Below are 15,953 nucleotides of genomic sequence, written 5' to 3'. Positions count from 1 at the left end.
ATGGCGACCAAGGACACCGGCGGCGGACAGCAGAAGGCAACGCGTCCCACCGAGGAGACCGAGGAGCAGACGCAGGACGCACAGGGCTCCGAGGACCTCAAGGAACGCCAGGAGAAGCTGAGCGACGACGTCGACTCGGTTCTTGACGAGATTGACGATGTACTCGAGGAAAATGCCGAGGACTTCGTGCGGAGTTTCGTGCAGAAAGGTGGCGAATAGGCGCTTTGTCCGATTCGGAGATCGGCAAGCGCTGTGCGGGCTGCGAGCGGGTGCTGGCCAAGGTCTGCTTCGCGGCTGACAGAAACCGGCGCGATGGACTTCAGACGCGTTGTCGCGAGTGCGTGGCGAAGTACAGCGCTGCGCACTACCGCCGCCGCAGGGAGGCCCTCGGTAAGACTGTGCGCGAAAAGACCGAGGTGCCGCCGGGGTGCAAGCTGTGTCGCACCTGCGGTGAGGTCAAGGCTCACAGCGAGTGGCACCGGAATGCGACTGCCTCTGATGGCCTCTCGACGCGCTGTAAGGCCTGCCGCGCCGTCCAGGGTCGTGCGGGCCACCTCAAGCGTCACTACGGCCTCACAGAAGCTCAGCGCGACGAAATGATCGCCTCGCAAAAGGGGCTCTGCGTGATCTGTCTCAGCGCCCCCGCAGTCCATGTGGATCACTGTCACGAGACGGGTAAAGTCCGTGGCGTACTGTGCTTCAACTGCAACTCAGGCATCGGCAAGTTGGGGGACGATCCCGACAAGACCCGCCGAGCCACCGCTTATCTGGAAGGAAACTCGTGGAAGCCAATCCTCGTAGCACCGGGCGTCTACCAGCTGCCTTCCTGACGCCTGGTTCGTCGTCCTTCATGGACTTCCTGTCCGAGCACCAGCCGGAGATTCTGCCCGGCAACCGCCAACTGCCGCCCACCCAGGGCGTCATCGAGGCGCCGCACGGCACGACCATCGTGGCCGTGACGTTCCCCGGTGGTGTCGTCCTCGCCGGTGACCGGCGGGCGACGATGGGCAATGTCATCGCGCAGCGCGACATCGAGAAGGTGTTCCCGGCCGACGAGTACTCGGCGGTGGGCATCGCGGGCACGGCCGGTCTGGCCGTGGAGATGGTCAAGCTCTTCCAGTTGGAGCTGGAGCACTTCGAGAAGGTGGAGGGGGCCACGCTCTCGCTGGAGGGCAAGGCGAACCGGCTCTCCACGATGATCCGGAGCAACCTCGGCATGGCCATGCAGGGTCTCGCCGTGGTGCCGCTCTTCGCGGGGTACGACGTGGACCGCGAGAAGGGCCGCATCTTCTCGTACGACGTCACGGGCGGGCGTTCGGAGGAGCACGGTTTCGCGGCGACCGGTTCGGGTTCGGTCTTCGCGCGCGGTGCGATGAAGAAGCTCTACCACGGCGGTCTGACCGAGGAGCAGGCGACGACGCTGGTCGTCCAGGCGCTGTACGACGCCGCGGACGACGACTCGGCGACCGGTGGTCCGGACGTGGCCCGGCGGATCTATCCCATCGTCACCGTGATTTCCGACGAGGGGTTCCGCAGGCTGACGGACGACGAGTCGTCCGCCATTGCGCGTTCGATCCTGGAGAAGCGTCTGGAGCAGCCGGACGGCCCGCGGGCCGCGTTGCTCTGAGCGCTCCGAATTCGCCACTGACTGAAGTTTTTTGACAGAAAGGGACGGATCCGGTGTCGACGCCGTTCTATGTCTCACCCCAGCAGGCCATGGCCGACCGGGCGGAATACGCCCGGAAGGGCATCGCTCGCGGCCGCAGCCTTGTCGTGATGCAGTATGCCGACGGCATCGTGTTCGTCGGCGAGAACCCGTCCCGTGCGCTGCACAAGTTCAGCGAGATCTACGACCGGATCGGCTTCGCGGCTGCCGGTAAGTACAACGAGTACGAGAATCTGCGGATCGGCGGCGTTCGCTACGCCGACCTTCGTGGATACACGTACGACCGCGATGACGTGACGGCTCGTGGGCTCGCGAACGTTTATGCGCAGACGCTCGGCACGATCTTCTCCAGCAACGCGGAGAAGCCGTACGAGGTGGAGCTCGTCGTCGCCGAGGTCGGCACCACGCCGGACGGCGATCAGATCTATCGCCTGCCGCATGACGGATCGATCGTGGACGAGCACGGTTCGGTCGCGGTCGGTGGCAATGCCGAGCAGATCAGCAGCTATCTCGATCAGCGCCATCAGGACGGGATGACGCTGGCCGAGGCGCTCAAGCTCGCGGTGCAGGCGCTGTCCCGTGACACCAACGGCAGTGAGCGGGAGATCCCCGCGGAGCGCCTGGAGGTGGCGGTCCTCGACCGGACGCGGCCTCAGCAGCGCAAGTTCAAGCGGATCGTGGGCCGTCAGCTGTCGCGGCTGCTCGACGAGGGCGGTGCGACGGACGCGCCGACCGATACGGATACCGATGCCGATACAGACTCCGACGCGGGTTCCGCGCCGAAGTCGGGCGGCGACGTCGAGTAGTCCACGCGCGCGTGCGCCCCGTGTTCCGGCCTCAGGGCCGGGACGCGGGGCGTTTTTGCGTGCGCAGTGAGTGTGCGCGGTGAGTGTGTGGGCTCAGTGGGCGGGGCCCGGGCCCGTGGAGCCGCGGACGATCAGCTCGACGGGGAGCGGGGTGGCGTCCGGGGCGCGGCCTTCGAGGACGGCGACCAGGGATTCCATGCCGCGCTCCCCGAAGCGTTCGGCGGGCAGCCGGACCGTGGTCAGCTCGGGTTCGACGGCGGTGGCCAGGGTCAGGTCGTCGAAGCCGGTGACGGAGACGTCCTCGGGGACGCGCAGGCCCAGCCGTCGTGCGGCCTTGCAGACACCGGCGGAGAGGAAGTCGTCGTCGCAGACGACCGCGGTGGGGCGGGGCCCCGGGGCGGACAGGGCGGCTTCCGCGACGACGCGGGCGCCCTCGACGTTGAGGGGTGCGGCGACGCGGCGTACGGCGGTGTCCGTGCCGCGCAGGGTCCGGGCGAGGGCTTCGGCGCGGACGTCGAAGGTCCAGGAGTCGACGTCGGCGGCGAGGTGCAGGAAGTCGCGGTGGCCGAGGGCCAGGAGATGTTCCGTCACCCGGCGCATGCCGTCGGCGAGGTCGAGGTTGACGGTGGCGGCGCCCAGGCTGCCCGCGGGGTCGCTGTCGAGCATCACCAGGGGCAGGTCGTCGCCGCGGATGGTGGCCAGGGCGTCCGAGGCCATGGAGGAGGCCAGGACGCCGTCCAGGGAGGCGCGTGCCGAGGCGAAGGGGTCGCGGGCCGGGCCGATGCCTTCGGGGGAGGGGTAGAGCACGACGCCGAAGCCGTGGCGGGCGGCGATGCGGGCGACTCCGGTGTACACGTGCGCGAAGAACTCGTTGGTGAGTTCGGGGACGACGAGGAGCGCCGTTCTGGTTCTGCCCAGGCGCAGGTTGCGGGCGGCGAGGTTGGGCCGGTAGCCCAGTTCGCGGGCGGCCGAGCGGACGCGGTCGGCGGTGGGTGCGGCGACGCGGCCGCGCCATTTGTCGCCGAGCACGAGGGAGACGGTGGCCTGGGAGACCCCGGCCGCGCGTGCGACGTCGCGGCTCGTGGGGCGTGGGCCCCCGGCTTCCTGTAGTGGCCCGGCCACTGACACCTCCCGGCTCGTGTCCGCGCGACGGAGCTGCACCGTACTGCGGAATTGCGGTGGACCCGCGGACTTGGCTCATGGTACGTATGACGCCGGACGTTATACGTAAAACCCCGGCTCGGCGGCGCGGGGAGAGAGCGGGAGAGCATGGCTGCGGGATATGCGGAGATCCTCAGGACGCGCTATGCGACGCGGCTGCTCGCGGGGACGCTGGTGGGGCGGCTGCCCAACGCGACGGCGGCGATCGCGATCGTGCTGTTCATCAGGGCCGAGGGCGGCACGTACAGCCTGGCCGGTGCCCTGGCCGCGGTGTACGGCGTGGCCAACGCGATCGGGCAGCCGCTGCTCGGGCGCCTCGTCGACCTCCACGGCCAGCCGCGCGTCCAGTTGCCCGCCGCGCTGCTCTCCGCGCTCGGCATGGCGCTGTTCGCCTTCACGGGGCCCGACCGGCTGGCTCTCGCCTATGTCGCGGTCGCGGTCGCGGGCCTGTTCACACCGCCCCTGGAGGGCGGTCTGCGGGCTCTGTGGCCGAGTGTCCTCGGCAAGGAGGAGCAGGTGCACACGGCGTACGCGATGGACGCCATCGCCCAGGAAGTGATGTTCACCGTCGGCCCGTTGCTGGTGACCGGATGTGTGGCGCTCTGGTCGGAGCAGGCGGCGCTGCTCGTCGTCAACGCGGTCGGTGTGCTGGGTGCCCTCTCCGTAGTGGTGTCCCAGCCTTCGCGCGCATGGCGTTCGGCGCCCAGGGAGGCGCATTGGCTCGGGGCCCTGCGCTCGCGCGGGCTCCTCGCGCTCCTCGGTGCGTTCCTCTTCATCGGAATGGCGCTCGGCTCCATCACCGTCGCCGGTGTGTCGTACGCGGACGGGAACGGCGGCGACGCGGTGTACGGCTGGATGATGGCGGCGCTCGGGCTCGGTGCGCTGGTCGGCGGGTCCGTGTACGGGGCGCGGCAGTGGAGCGGCGCGCCGGAGCGGCGGCTGAGTGTCCTGGTGGCGCTGCTGGCCGTCTGCTACTGGCCGTTGACGCTCACGCCCGGAGCGGTTGCCATGACGGCGCTCACGGCGCTCGCCGGTGTGTTCCTCGCGCCCGCGCTCGCGTGTGCGTTCATCATCGTGGACCGGCATGCTCCGCGGGGCACGGTGACGGAGGCGTTCTCCTGGCTCGTGACGACGTTCACGGTCGGGGCTTCGCTGGGTACGGCGGCCGCGGGTCCGGTCGTGGAGTGGGGCGGCACCGGGTGGGGTTTCGCGGTGCCTGGGCTGGCCGGGGCGGCCGCGTTGATGGTTCTGCTGGCGACGACGCGGGTACTGGTACCTGTCGGGGAATCCGGGGTCGTTGCGGGTTCATCGGAAAATGATCGAAACGGTGCCGTCGAACCCGGTTTCAGTGCCCCGCATCAGGCGTAATGTTCAGTCATGGACCGCCGCATTTTCGGGCTGGAGAACGAGTACGGCGTCACATGCACGTTCAGGGGACAGCGCCGTCTGTCACCTGACGAGGTGGCGCGCTACCTCTTCCGCCGTGTTGTCTCATGGGGCCGCAGCAGCAACGTCTTTCTGCGGAACGGCGCCCGCCTCTATCTTGACGTGGGATCACATCCGGAATACGCAACACCCGAATGTGACAACGTGACCGAGCTGGTCACCCACGACAAAGCGGGCGAGCGCATTCTGGAAGGCCTGCTCGTCGACGCCGAACGCCGCCTGCACGAGGAGGGAATCGCGGGCGACGTCTATCTATTCAAGAACAACACCGATTCGGCGGGAAACTCCTACGGGTGCCACGAGAACTATCTGGTGGCCCGTCACGGGGAGTTCTCCCGGCTCGCGGACATCCTCATCCCGTTCCTCGTCACCCGACAGCTGCTGTGCGGCGCGGGCAAGGTGCTGCAGACTCCGCGCGGCGCCGTGTACTGCGTCAGTCAGCGTGCCGAGCACATCTGGGAAGGGGTGTCTTCCGCGACCACCCGTTCCCGGCCGATCATCAACACCCGCGACGAACCGCACGCGGACGCCGAGCGGTACCGCAGGCTCCACGTCATCGTCGGCGACTCGAACATGTCCGAGACGACCATGCTCCTCAAGGTCGGCGCCACCGATCTGGTGCTGCGCATGATCGAGGCGGGCACCGTCATGCGTGACCTCACTCTGGAGAACCCGATCAGGGCCATCCGTGAGGTCTCCCACGACATCACGGGCCGCCGCAAGGTGCGCCTGGCCAGCGGCCGCGAGGCCTCGGCTCTCGAAGTGCAGCGCGAGTACTACGAGAAGGCGGTGGACTTCGTCGACCGCCGTGGCATCCGCACCGGCACGGTCGAGCAGGTCCTGGAGCTGTGGGGCCGCACGCTGGACGCGATCGAGTCGGAGGACCTCGACCGCATCGGCACCGAGATCGACTGGGTCATGAAGTACAAGCTCATCGAGCGGTACCGCGCAAAGAACAACATGACCATGTCGCACCCGCGGGTCGCGCAGATAGACCTCGCGTACCACGACATCCACCGTCGTCGGGGGCTCTACTACCTCCTGGAGAAGAAGGGGCAAGCCGCCCGGATCTGCAACGACTTGAAGATCTTCGAAGGCAAGTCGGTGCCGCCGCAGACCACCCGCGCGCGTCTGCGCGGCGACTTCATCCGGCGGGCCCAGGAGCAGCGCCGTGACTTCACGGTCGACTGGGTCCACCTCAAGCTGAACGACCAGGCACAGCGCACGGTGTTGTGCAAGGACCCCTTCCGGTCCGTGGACGACCGGGTGGAGAAGCTCATCGCCGGTATGTGACCCAAGTGGCCCCAACGACCCGAGTGGCGTTGTGGGAACGCAACACGGGCGCCGCACGTTCCTCGTGCGGCGCCCTTCTCACGCCGTAGAGTTGCGCGCACGCCAACCCACAAGATCGACCGATACGAGGCCCCCACCGTGCGCCGACGCTCACTTCTTCTCGCCGTCCCGGCCGGCCTGCTGACGCTGGCAGGCTGTGGCGACGACAAGGCCGACAAGGCCGACAAGGCCAAGCCCAGTGACAGCCCGACCAATGCCTCGTCGGCGCCGCCGACCGCGAAGATCGTGGACGGGCCGCTGCCCGAGATCACGAAGGGCACGAAGTTCGGTCAGAAGCCGACCGTTGCCAAGGGCTCGGGCAAGCCGTCCTCCGACCTGGCGGTCAAGACCCTGATCGAGGGCAAGGGCAAGGAGGTCGTCAAGGGCGACTATCTGCAGGCCAATTACCTCGGCCAGATCTGGGCAACGGCCAAGGTCTTCGACAACTCGTACGACCGGGGCAACCCCACGGTCTTCCCGATCGGTGTCGGCCAGGTCATCCCGGGCTGGGACCAGGCCCTGGTGGGCAAGAAGCTTGACAGCCGTGTGGAGCTCGCCATCCCCCCGAAGATGGGCTATGGCGAGGAGGGCAACAAGCAGGCCGGGATCAAGGGCTCGGACACGCTCGTGTTCGTCGTCGACCTGGTGGGCACCTTCAGCGCCACGAGCTCCGCGAAGGGCAAGGAGGTGGCGCAGTCCAACAAGGACCTGCCCAAGGTCGGCACGAACACCGACGGCAAGGCCCCCTCCATCGACGTCCCGAAGACGAAGGCGCCGAAGAAGCTCGTCGCGTCGTACATCCTCGAGGGCGACGGCGACGAGGTGAAGGAGACCGACAGCCTCCTCTGCCAGTACGAGGGCGTGCTCTGGGCGGACGGCAAGGAGTTCGACTCCTCGTACAAGCGCAAGCAGCTGGCGTCGTTCCAGCTGGCGCAGGTCGTCAAGGGCTGGGCGCAGGGTCTGACCGGCAAGAAGGTCGGCAGCCGCGTCCTCATCGTCATCCCGCCGGAGCTGGGGTACGGCGACAAGCCCCCGCAGGGCAGCTCCATCAAGAAGGACTCCACGCTGATCTTCTCCGTGGACATCCTTGCGAAGATGTGACGCCCGGGGATGTAAGACTGTCCGCGCTGACCTTTCGTATCAAAGCAGGAGCATTTCGTGAGCATTGACAAGCCCGAGGTCGACTTCCCCGTCGGCGAGCCGCCGACCGAGCTTCAGATCAAGGACATCTGGGAGGGTGACGGGGCGGTCGCCAAGGCGGGCGACTTCGTCAAGGTCCACTACGTGGGCGTTGCCTTCAGCACGGGCGAGGAGTTCGACGCGAGCTGGAACCGCGGCAACCCGCTGGAGTTCCAGCTGGGCGCCGGTCAGGTCATCTCCGGCTGGGACCAGGGCGTGCAGGGCATGAAGGTCGGTGGCCGGCGCGAGCTGACCATCCCGGCCCACCTCGGTTACGGCGACCGCGGCGCCGGTGGCGGCCGCATCGCCCCGGGCGAGACGCTGATCTTCGTCTGCGACCTGGTCTCCGTCTGAGGACGTCTGTGACCTGATCCTTTCGCTGAGGGTCCATGCCTGTCCGGCATGGGCCCTCGGCTTTTGCCCGGACACCCCGGGGCGGTACGGTCATCGGTCGGAAGCACAATCTGAACAGCCGAGAAAGGGCGTCGATGGCCATTGCCAAGGCCGAGCGGCTGATGAATCTTGCGCTGTGTCTGCTCGGGACCCGGCGGCCGCTCAGCAAGCGCGAGCTGCGCGAGTCGATCGAGGCCTATCTGGAGGCGGGGTCCGACGACTCCTTCAACCGGATGTTCGAGCGCGACAAGGACGATCTGCGCGAGCTCGGTCTGGTCATCGAGACCGTCGAGAACCTGGAGGGCGAGGTCGGCTACCTCGCCCGGCGCGACAGCAACCGCCTGCCGCCCATCACCCTCGACGCCGAGGAGGCCGCGGCGCTCGGTCTGGCTGCCAAGGTCTGGCAGCAGGCCCGCCTGGCCGGTGCCGCGAGCGGCGCCCTGCAGAAGCTGCGCGCGGCGGGCCTGCCCGAGGACGTCGATCCGTACGGGGCGCACAGCGCCCTTGAGCCCCGCATCCCCGCGCACGAGGCGTCCTTCGAGCCACTGATGCTGGCCTGCCGGGACCGCCGCCCCGTCGTCTTCGACTACCGCAAGGCCACCGCGGCCCGCCCCGAGCAGCGCCACGTGGAGCCCTGGGCGCTGGAGTGCTGGCGCGGCCACTGGTACCTGGCGGGCTGGGACCGGGACCGGGGCGCCGAGCGTGTCTTCAGGCTCTCCCGCATCACCGGCAAGGTGCGCGCCCGCGCGGGGAAGTACACCGCGGACGTGCCGGACGTCGTCACGGTCCGCGAGACCGTCGCGAGCTGGGCGGGGGAGACCGCCGACCGCACCGCCCTGATCCGGCTGCGCACGGGCTCCGGCTACCCGCTGCGGTCCAAGGCCGTCGCGGTGCGGGAACTGGGCGACGGGTGGGACGAGTTGGAGATTCCGTACGGCCACGGCCTCGATGCCTGGCTGGTGGAGTTCGGGCCCGATGTGGTGGTCATCGAGCCCGCCGAGCTGCGGGCCGACGTCGTGGACCGGCTGCGTGCCGTGGCCAAGGGCTGAGGGGAAGCGGACAGAGCAATGGCCTCGAACGCCATCGACCAGACGCGGCGGATGCTGTCGCTGGTGACCTATCTGCGGGAGCGCCCCGGGGCGCACGTCGGCGACGTCGCGCGTGCCTTCGGCATCACCACGGACGAGCTGATCTCCGACCTCGACGTGCTGCCGCTGTGCGGGACGAGCTTCCGCGGCGGTGACCTGCTCGACATCGACACCGACGGCGACCGCATCTGGTGGCACAACCCCGACGACGTGGCGGCCCCGCTGCGCCTCGCCGCCGACGAGGCGACCGCCCTGCTGGTGGCCGCCCGCGCCGTGTCCACGCTGCCCGGCCTGCGCGAGAGCGACCGGCTCGCGCTGCTGCGTGCCACCGCGAAGCTGGAGACCGCGGCCGGAGAGGCGGCGGGCGCAAGCTCCCGCCTCTCGGTGACGTTCGAGTCCGAGGGCGGTGTCTTCGCCGACGTCGACCGGGCCATCTCCGAGCGGCGCAGGCTCTGGATCCGCTACTACTCGCCCGCGCGCGACGAGGTCACCGAGCGGGAGATCGACCCCATCCGCCTGGTGAGCGTCGGCCACACCTACGTAGAGGCGTGGTGCCGCCGCTCCGAGGCGCGGCGCACCTTCCGCCTCGACCGGGTCGCCGAGATCAAGATCCTGGACGAGCCGTCGGCGCCCCCCGAGGTGGAGCTGAGGGACCTCTCCGAAGGTCTCGTGCAGCCCGCGGCCGAGGATCCCGAGGTCGTCGTCGAGGTCGGCCCCGGCGGCCGCTGGGTCGCCGAGTACTACCCGCACGACAGCGCCGACGAGCTGCCCGACGGCGGCCTGCGGATCACGCTGCGCACCCCTGAGCCCGCCTCGCTGCGCCGCCTCGCGCTGCGCCTCGGCGGCGACGGGCGGATCGTCTCCCCGGCCCAGCTCGCGGACAGCGCGCGGCAGGCGGCCCGCGAGGCCCTCGATGCGTACGAGAGGGACCTCGGGGCGCACGAGGATCACGACAGTCAGGAGCATGGGCGTTGAGCACACCGACGATGTCCGGACTGCCGGGGGTGCCCGCGCAGCCGCGGCCCGCCCCCGTCCTCTTCACGGCCGCCTGTCCCGACTGCCGGGCCCGCTTCGAGCTCTCCGCGGGTTCGCTGCGTCTGGCGATCGGCGCCAGCCCCCGCACCACCTTCTACTCGTTCACGTGCCCCGAGTGCGAGACCGCGGTGCGCAAGCCCGCGGGCGAGCGCATCGTCGAACTCCTCACCGGCGGTGGGGTGCGGACGCTGCGCCTGCACTCGACCGTCTAGGCTCGGCGCATGTTCTGGGCGATGCTCGCGATCGCGGCGGGCTTCTTGGGCCTCGCCGTCCTCGGCGTACTGGCGATCAAGGTTTTTGTGGAGGCGCAGCGTCTCGGGCAGCAAGTGACCGAGACCACGCGGAAGATCAACCGGGCTGCGGAGGACCTGGAGAAGGCAGCGGCCGGTGTGGCCCGTGCGGGGCGAGAGGCTCTTTAGCGTCCGCGACCTGTCAACTCCCGGAGGTGGGCGGGTACGCTGCCAATACGGCCCGGGATCGAGGCGGGGGCCGTACTCGGAGTATGCGCGGGGATTGCCGAGCGTTTACCCCGGGGGGTTACGATCGCTGTCAGCGCGGGAGATCGGATATATGTCCGGTCTGCCGAGCAACTAGACTCCTGTCGCCTCGGTGAAGAAGGTATACAGCTATGGGTAGGCTCGGCCCCACCGAGATCATTCTCATCCTCGTCGTCATCGTCCTGCTCTTCGGTGCCAAGAAGCTGCCTGACATGGCGCGCTCCCTCGGCAAGTCGGCCCGCATCCTCAAGAGCGAGGCCAAAGCCATGAAGTCCGAGAGCAAGGACGAAGCAGCCGCTCCGGCCGACCCGCCGAGCGACCCTGCCGTCCAGCCGCGCACGATCCAGGCTGCCCCCGGCGATGTGACCAGCTCGCGCCCGGTCACCGAGCCGACCGACCGTACGACGCAGCGCTGATCCAAGGTCGGCGACGACGGCCGGCCTGCCGCACGAGATGAGGACGTGGGTTGCTCAAGTCTGCCCGCAAGAAGGAGAAGGACCCCGAGGGGCGGATGTCCCTCGCGGAGCACCTGCGCGAGCTCCGCAACCGGCTCGCCAAGGGGCTCCTCGCGATCACGATCGTGTCGATCGTGGCCGCGTTCTACAGCCAGGAGCTGATGGAGTTCCTGGCTGACCCAGTGCCGCGCTGTGAGCCCGGCATGAAGCAGACCGGTGGCCACTGCGCGACCGTGACGTTCAACGACCTGCTCTCGCCCTTCACCACGACGGTGAAGGTCAGCCTCATGGTCGGCATCATCGTGTCCAGCCCGGTCTGGCTGTACCAGCTGTGGGCGTTCGTCGCGCCGGGCCTGCACAAGAACGAGCGCAAGTACACGTATTGGTTCGTCGCCGCCGCCGTGCCGCTCTTCTTCGGAGGCGCCTGGCTGGCCTACACGATCCTCCCCGTCAGCATGCGCGTCCTGCTCGGCATCACGCCCGACGGCGCCGCGAACCTGCTGCCGATGGACACGATCCTCGACTTCACCGTCAGGATGGTCCTCGTCTTCGGTGCCTCGTTCGAGCTCCCACTGCTCCTGGTGATGCTCAACATGACGGGCATGGTCACCGGCCGCCGCATGCTCACCTGGTGGCGCGGCGTGGTCATGGGCGTCTTCATCTTCGGCGCGGTGGCGACCCCGACGACCGACCCGGTCGGCATGATCGCGCTCGCCGGACCGATCGTCGTCCTCTACTTCCTGGCCGTCGGCGTCTCGTTCCTGAACGACAAGCGCCGCCGCCGCAACGACCCGGACGCCGAGCTCGACGACGACGAGGCCTCCGACATCGACCTGACGCCCGAGGCCGTCGACGGGGTCGAATCGGTGCGGCCGCCGCGGGCGCTGCCCGAGCAGGCGGGCACCGGACGGGGCGATCAGCGAGTCAACGGTTTCGACGATGTGACCTGATCTTGTAGGGTCCTCCCTCAAACTCCGTCCGGGGGGACCCCAGTGACCAGCGAGATCACCCTCTTCGTCAATCCCACCGCGGGCCGCGGCCGGGGCGCTCACGCAGCGCAACCGGCCGCTTCCGCTTTGCGGGCCCGCGGCTTCTCCGTGCGAACGGTCATCGGTGAGGACGCCCCCGATGCGCTGCGGCGGGCCCGCGAAGCCGTCGACGGCGGCACCGGGGCACTGATAGCCGTCGGCGGCGACGGCATGGCGAGCCTCGCGCTACAGGCCGTCGCCGGGACGTCCACCCCGCTGGGGGTGATCGCGGTGGGGACGGGCAACGACTTCGCGCGGGCCCTGGGCCTGCCGGTGCGCGAGCCGGCCGCCGCGGGGGAGATCGTGGCCGATGCGCTCAAGGGGGCGCGGCTGCGCGACGTCGACCTGGGGAGGGTCGGCGGGACGTGGTTCGGGACGGTGCTCGCCTCCGGGTTCGACTCGCGGGTCAACGACCGGGGCAACCGGATGCGGTGGCCCACGGGGCGTTTCAAGTACGACCTCGCGATGGTCGCGGAGCTGGCGGCGTTCAAGCCCATCCCGTACCGGATCACGCTGGACGGCGGCGCCGTCCACGAGGTCGAGGCCACGCTCGTCGCGGTCGGCAACGGAACCTCGTACGGCGGCGGCATGAGGATCTGTGCCGGGGCCGACATGAGCGACGGCCTGTTCGACGTCACCGTGGTGGGCGACTGCAGCCGCACGACGCTGCTCAAGGTTTTTCCGCGGGTCTACAAGGGAACGCACCTCGACCATCCCAAGGTGACCGTGCACCGCGCGGCCCGGGTCGAGCTCGCCGCGTCTGGCATCACGGGGTACGCGGACGGTGAGCCGCTCGGCGCGCTGCCGCTGACCGCGGAGTGCGTGCCGGGGGCCGTGCGCGTCCTGGGGCCGTGAGCGCCGCGGCGCACGCCCTGTGAGCTGGCCCGTTCCACCCCTGTTCCAATAATGATCGTCCGTTGTCAGTGGTGGCCGGTAGTCTCGAAAGCACGATGACAGAGGACCTCTCACCGGCCGAGCGGTACGCGGCGGCGCGCAAGCGCGCTGTCGAGCAGGCCACCGCACTCGCGTCCTTCCGCGAGATGTACGAATTCGGCCTCGACCCCTTTCAGATCGAGGCGTGCCAGGCGCTGGAGGCGGGCAAGGGCGTGCTCGTCGCCGCCCCCACGGGCTCGGGCAAGACGATCGTCGGCGAGTTCGCCGTGCACCTCGCCCTGCTGCAGGGCAAGAAGTGTTTCTACACCACGCCCATCAAGGCGCTCTCCAACCAGAAGTACTCCGACCTCGCCAAGCGGTACGGCGCGGACAAGGTCGGCCTGCTCACCGGCGACAACAGCGTCAACAGCGATGCCCCGGTGGTCGTCATGACCACCGAAGTCCTGCGCAACATGCTGTATTCGGGCTCGCAGTCGCTGCTGAACCTCGGCTATGTGGTCATGGACGAGGTGCACTACCTCTCCGACCGCTTCCGCGGTGCCGTCTGGGAGGAAGTGATCATCCATCTGCAGGAGTCGGTCACGCTGGTCTCCCTGTCGGCCACGGTGTCGAACGCCGAGGAGTTCGGCGACTGGCTCGACACCGTCCGCGGTGACACCGAGGTGATCGTCTCCGAGCACCGGCCGGTGCCGCTCTTCCAGCACGTGCTCGCCGGGCGCCGGATGTACGACCTCTTCGAGGAGGGCGAGGGCCAGAAGAAGGCGGTCAACCCCGACCTCACGCGCATGGCGCGCATGGAGGCCAGCCGTTCGTACAACCCGCGCGATCGCCGTAAGGGCAAGATGGTCCGCGAGGCCGACCGGGAGCGGGAGCGCCGCCAGCGGTCGCGGGTCTGGACGCCGGGGCGCCCCGAGGTCATCGAGCGGCTCGACGCCGAGGGCCTGCTGCCCGCCATCACCTTCATCTTCAGCCGGGCCGCCTGCGAGGCAGCGGTCCAGCAGTGTCTGTACGCGGGATTGAGGCTGAACGACGACGCGGCGCGGATGAAGGTCCGCGAGATCGTCGAGGAGCGCACGTCCTCGATCCCGAACGAGGACCTCCATGTCCTTGGGTACTACGAATGGCTCGAGGGCCTGGAGCGTGGCATCGCGGCGCACCACGCGGGCATGCTCCCGACCTTCAAGGAGGTCGTCGAGGAGCTGTTCGTGCGCGGTCTGGTGAAGGCCGTCTTCGCCACCGAGACCCTCGCGCTCGGCATCAACATGCCCGCGCGCAGCGTGGTGTTGGAGAAGCTCGTCAAGTGGAACGGCGAGCAGCACGCCGACATCACTCCGGGTGAGTACACGCAGTTGACCGGCCGTGCCGGGCGCCGAGGCATCGACGTGGAGGGCCACGCGGTGGTGCTCTGGCAGCGCGCCATGAGCCCCGAGCACCTGGCGGGCCTCGCCGGTACGCGCACGTACCCGCTGCGGTCCAGCTTCAAGCCGTCGTACAACATGGCGGTGAACCTGGTCGAGCAGTTCGGGCGGCACCGCTCGCGCGAGCTTCTGGAGACGTCGTTCGCGCAGTTCCAGGCCGACAAGTCGGTCGTCGGCATCTCCCGGCAGGTGCAGAAGAACGAAGAGGGCCTGGCGGGCTACAAGGCCTCCATGACCTGCCACCTGGGCAACTTCGACGAGTACGCGCGGCTGCGCCGCGAGCTCAAGGACCGCGAGAACGAGCTGGCCAAGCAGGGCGCCGCCCAGCGCAGGGCCGCCGCTGCCACCGCCCTGGAGAAGCTCAAGCCGGGGGACGTCATCCACGTGCCCACGGGGAAGTACGCGGGCCTCGCCCTCGTCCTCGATCCGGGGCTGCCCGCCGGGCGGGCCAACGGCCACCGCGGGTTCGACCACGTCGACGGGCCGCGGCCGCTGGTGCTCACCGCCGAGCGGCAGGTCAAGCGGCTCGCGGCGATGGACTTCCCGGTGCCGGTCGAGGCGCTGGACCGGATGCGCATCCCGAAGTCGTTCAACGCGCGCTCACCCCAGTCCCGCAGGGACCTGGCGTCCGCGCTGCGCACCAAGGCCGGGCACATCGTCCCGGACCGGCACCGCAAGGGCCGCGCGACGGCCGCCGACGACCAGGAGATCGCCCGGCTGCGCACGGAGCTGCGCGCGCACCCCTGCCACGGCTGCGACGAGCGCGAGGACCACGCGCGCTGGGCCGAGCGGTATCACCGTCTCAAGCGCGACACCTCGCAGCTGGAGCGCCGCATCGAGGGGCGTACGAACACGATCGCCCGCACCTTCGACCGCATCGTCGCGCTCCTGACCGAGCTGGACTATCTGCGGGGCGACGAGGTCACCGAACACGGCAAGCGGCTCGCCCGGTTGTACGGGGAGCTGGACCTGCTGGCCAGCGAGTGCCTGCGGGCCGGTGTCTGGGAAGGCCTGAGCCCGGCCGAACTGGCCGCGTGCGTCTCGGCGTTGGTGTACGAGGCGCGGGTGGGCGACGACGCGCTGGCGCCCAAGCTGCCGTCGGGCGCCGCGAAGGCGTCGCTGGGCGAGATGGTGCGCATCTGGGGCCACCTGGACGCTCTCGAGGAAGAGTTCAAGATCAGCCAGACGGAGGGCGTCGGTCAGCGCGAGCCCGACCTCGGCTTCGCCTGGGCGGCGTACATGTGGGCCAACGACAAGGGCCTGGACGAGGTGCTGCGCGAGGCCGAGATGCCCGCCGGTGACTTCGTGCGGTGGTGCAAGCAGGTCATCGACGTGCTCGGGCAGATCTCCGCCGCGGCCCCGCGCGAAGGCAGCACGGTCGCGAAGAACGCCCGCAAGGCCGTCGATCAGCTCCTGCGGGGTGTGGTGGCGTACAGCTCGGTGGGCTGAGATCCGGTGGGCCTAGGTGTATTGACCCGCGGGGTTGTTGACGCGGGTGATGGGTGGGTGGCCGCCGAGTGCGGTGTGGCTGCGGTGGTGGTTGTAGGTGTGCAGG

17 protein-coding genes are annotated in these 15,953 nt (G+C 69.2%); 16 read left to right on the top strand and 1 reads right to left on the bottom strand.

The window, feature by feature from the left end; translation table 11 throughout:
• Genes AC068B_RS40885 through prcA form a run of 4 tightly spaced genes read left to right on the top strand, consistent with a single transcriptional unit; the run spans position 1 to position 2,472 of the window.
• The gene (locus tag AC068B_RS40885; protein WP_055567240.1) at positions 1-219 is read left to right on the top strand and encodes a ubiquitin-like protein Pup; all 219 of its coding nucleotides are present in this window, start codon (positions 1-3) and stop codon (positions 217-219) included.
• A gap of 5 nt (positions 220-224) precedes the next feature.
• On the top strand, positions 225-830 hold the full coding sequence (locus AC068B_RS40880) for an endonuclease VII domain-containing protein (RefSeq protein ID WP_478676528.1): 606 nt from the start codon (positions 225-227) through the stop codon (positions 828-830).
• Positions 782-1,627, top strand: a complete 846-nt coding sequence (gene prcB, locus AC068B_RS40875; RefSeq protein ID WP_468567786.1) for a proteasome subunit beta — start codon at positions 782-784, stop codon at positions 1,625-1,627. The genes AC068B_RS40880 and prcB overlap by 49 nt, the downstream gene beginning before the upstream one ends.
• Before the next feature lie 53 nt (positions 1,628-1,680).
• A complete protein-coding gene (gene prcA / locus AC068B_RS40870) occupies positions 1,681-2,472 on the top strand; it encodes a proteasome subunit alpha (RefSeq protein ID WP_478676527.1) in 792 nt (263 codons plus the stop codon).
• 93 nt (positions 2,473-2,565) lie between these two features.
• On the opposite strand, the gene AC068B_RS40865 is transcribed toward prcA, so the two are convergent.
• Positions 2,566-3,594: a LacI family DNA-binding transcriptional regulator gene (locus AC068B_RS40865; RefSeq protein ID WP_478676526.1), complete on the bottom strand. Its 1,029-nt coding sequence runs from the start codon at positions 3,592-3,594 to the stop codon at positions 2,566-2,568.
• A gap of 147 nt (positions 3,595-3,741) precedes the next feature.
• Here AC068B_RS40865 and AC068B_RS40860 point away from each other — a divergent pair, with 147 nt between their 5' ends.
• The 12 genes from AC068B_RS40860 to AC068B_RS40805 all read left to right on the top strand — a co-directional run bounded on the left by AC068B_RS40860 (position 3,742) and on the right by AC068B_RS40805 (position 15,847).
• Positions 3,742-5,001, top strand: coding sequence for an MFS transporter (locus AC068B_RS40860; RefSeq protein WP_478676525.1), 1,260 nt, complete (start codon positions 3,742-3,744; stop codon positions 4,999-5,001).
• Between the two features lie 9 nt (positions 5,002-5,010).
• Entirely contained in the window at positions 5,011-6,372 is a 1,362-nt protein-coding gene (gene pafA / locus AC068B_RS40855) for a Pup--protein ligase (protein WP_055567245.1), read from the top strand.
• Positions 6,373-6,510: 138 nt separating this feature from the next.
• A complete protein-coding gene (locus AC068B_RS40850; RefSeq protein WP_478676524.1) occupies positions 6,511-7,512 on the top strand; it encodes an FKBP-type peptidyl-prolyl cis-trans isomerase in 1,002 nt (333 codons plus the stop codon).
• Positions 7,513-7,569: 57 nt separating this feature from the next.
• On the top strand, positions 7,570-7,944 hold the full coding sequence (locus AC068B_RS40845; RefSeq protein ID WP_055550707.1) for an FKBP-type peptidyl-prolyl cis-trans isomerase: 375 nt from the start codon (positions 7,570-7,572) through the stop codon (positions 7,942-7,944).
• A gap of 134 nt (positions 7,945-8,078) precedes the next feature.
• The gene (locus tag AC068B_RS40840) at positions 8,079-9,032 is read left to right on the top strand and encodes a helix-turn-helix transcriptional regulator (protein WP_478676523.1); all 954 of its coding nucleotides are present in this window, start codon (positions 8,079-8,081) and stop codon (positions 9,030-9,032) included.
• 18 nt (positions 9,033-9,050) lie between these two features.
• Positions 9,051-10,046, top strand: a complete 996-nt coding sequence (locus AC068B_RS40835; RefSeq protein ID WP_478676522.1) for a helix-turn-helix transcriptional regulator — start codon at positions 9,051-9,053, stop codon at positions 10,044-10,046.
• Positions 10,047-10,057: 11 nt separating this feature from the next.
• Positions 10,058-10,318 carry a hypothetical protein gene (locus AC068B_RS40830; RefSeq protein ID WP_356258996.1) on the top strand — a complete coding sequence of 87 codons (261 nt, stop codon included), beginning with the start codon at positions 10,058-10,060 and terminating at the stop codon, positions 10,316-10,318.
• Between the two features lie 9 nt (positions 10,319-10,327).
• Entirely contained in the window at positions 10,328-10,525 is a 198-nt protein-coding gene (locus AC068B_RS40825; RefSeq protein ID WP_356258333.1) for a hypothetical protein, read from the top strand.
• Positions 10,526-10,734: 209 nt separating this feature from the next.
• A complete protein-coding gene (gene tatA / locus AC068B_RS40820) occupies positions 10,735-11,019 on the top strand; it encodes a Sec-independent protein translocase subunit TatA (protein WP_356258336.1) in 285 nt (94 codons plus the stop codon).
• A gap of 95 nt (positions 11,020-11,114) precedes the next feature.
• Positions 11,115-12,008: a twin-arginine translocase subunit TatC gene (gene tatC / locus AC068B_RS40815; RefSeq protein ID WP_356258998.1), complete on the top strand. Its 894-nt coding sequence runs from the start codon at positions 11,115-11,117 to the stop codon at positions 12,006-12,008.
• Between the two features lie 42 nt (positions 12,009-12,050).
• On the top strand, positions 12,051-12,941 hold the full coding sequence (locus tag AC068B_RS40810; protein ID WP_356258338.1) for a diacylglycerol kinase: 891 nt from the start codon (positions 12,051-12,053) through the stop codon (positions 12,939-12,941).
• A 95-nt stretch (positions 12,942-13,036) separates the two neighbouring features.
• Positions 13,037-15,847 carry a DEAD/DEAH box helicase gene (locus AC068B_RS40805; RefSeq protein WP_478676521.1) on the top strand — a complete coding sequence of 937 codons (2,811 nt, stop codon included), beginning with the start codon at positions 13,037-13,039 and terminating at the stop codon, positions 15,845-15,847.
• Positions 15,848-15,953 lie beyond the last annotated feature (106 nt).

The sequence above is a fragment of the Streptomyces sp. NPDC042371 genome, assembly GCF_056437465.1.
Note: the sequence above shows the minus strand (reverse complement) of the source record. Positions and strands in the feature narration are given on the sequence as shown.

Excerpts from the sequence above, each read along its gene's own strand:
- AC068B_RS40885 (WP_055567240.1), top strand. The coding sequence starts at position 1 with ATGGCGACCAAGGACACCGGCGGCGGACAGCAGAAGGCAACGCGTCCC.
- AC068B_RS40860 (WP_478676525.1), top strand. The coding sequence starts at position 3,742 with ATGGCTGCGGGATATGCGGAGATCCTCAGGACGCGCTATGCGACGCGG.
- pafA (WP_055567245.1), top strand. The coding sequence starts at position 5,011 with ATGGACCGCCGCATTTTCGGGCTGGAGAACGAGTACGGCGTCACATGC.
- AC068B_RS40840 (WP_478676523.1), top strand. The coding sequence starts at position 8,079 with ATGGCCATTGCCAAGGCCGAGCGGCTGATGAATCTTGCGCTGTGTCTG.
- AC068B_RS40835 (WP_478676522.1), top strand. The coding sequence starts at position 9,051 with ATGGCCTCGAACGCCATCGACCAGACGCGGCGGATGCTGTCGCTGGTG.
- AC068B_RS40830 (WP_356258996.1), top strand. The coding sequence starts at position 10,058 with ATGTCCGGACTGCCGGGGGTGCCCGCGCAGCCGCGGCCCGCCCCCGTC.
- AC068B_RS40825 (WP_356258333.1), top strand. The coding sequence starts at position 10,328 with ATGTTCTGGGCGATGCTCGCGATCGCGGCGGGCTTCTTGGGCCTCGCC.
- tatA (WP_356258336.1), top strand. The coding sequence starts at position 10,735 with ATGGGTAGGCTCGGCCCCACCGAGATCATTCTCATCCTCGTCGTCATC.
- tatC (WP_356258998.1), top strand. The coding sequence starts at position 11,115 with ATGTCCCTCGCGGAGCACCTGCGCGAGCTCCGCAACCGGCTCGCCAAG.
- AC068B_RS40805 (WP_478676521.1), top strand. The coding sequence starts at position 13,037 with ATGACAGAGGACCTCTCACCGGCCGAGCGGTACGCGGCGGCGCGCAAG.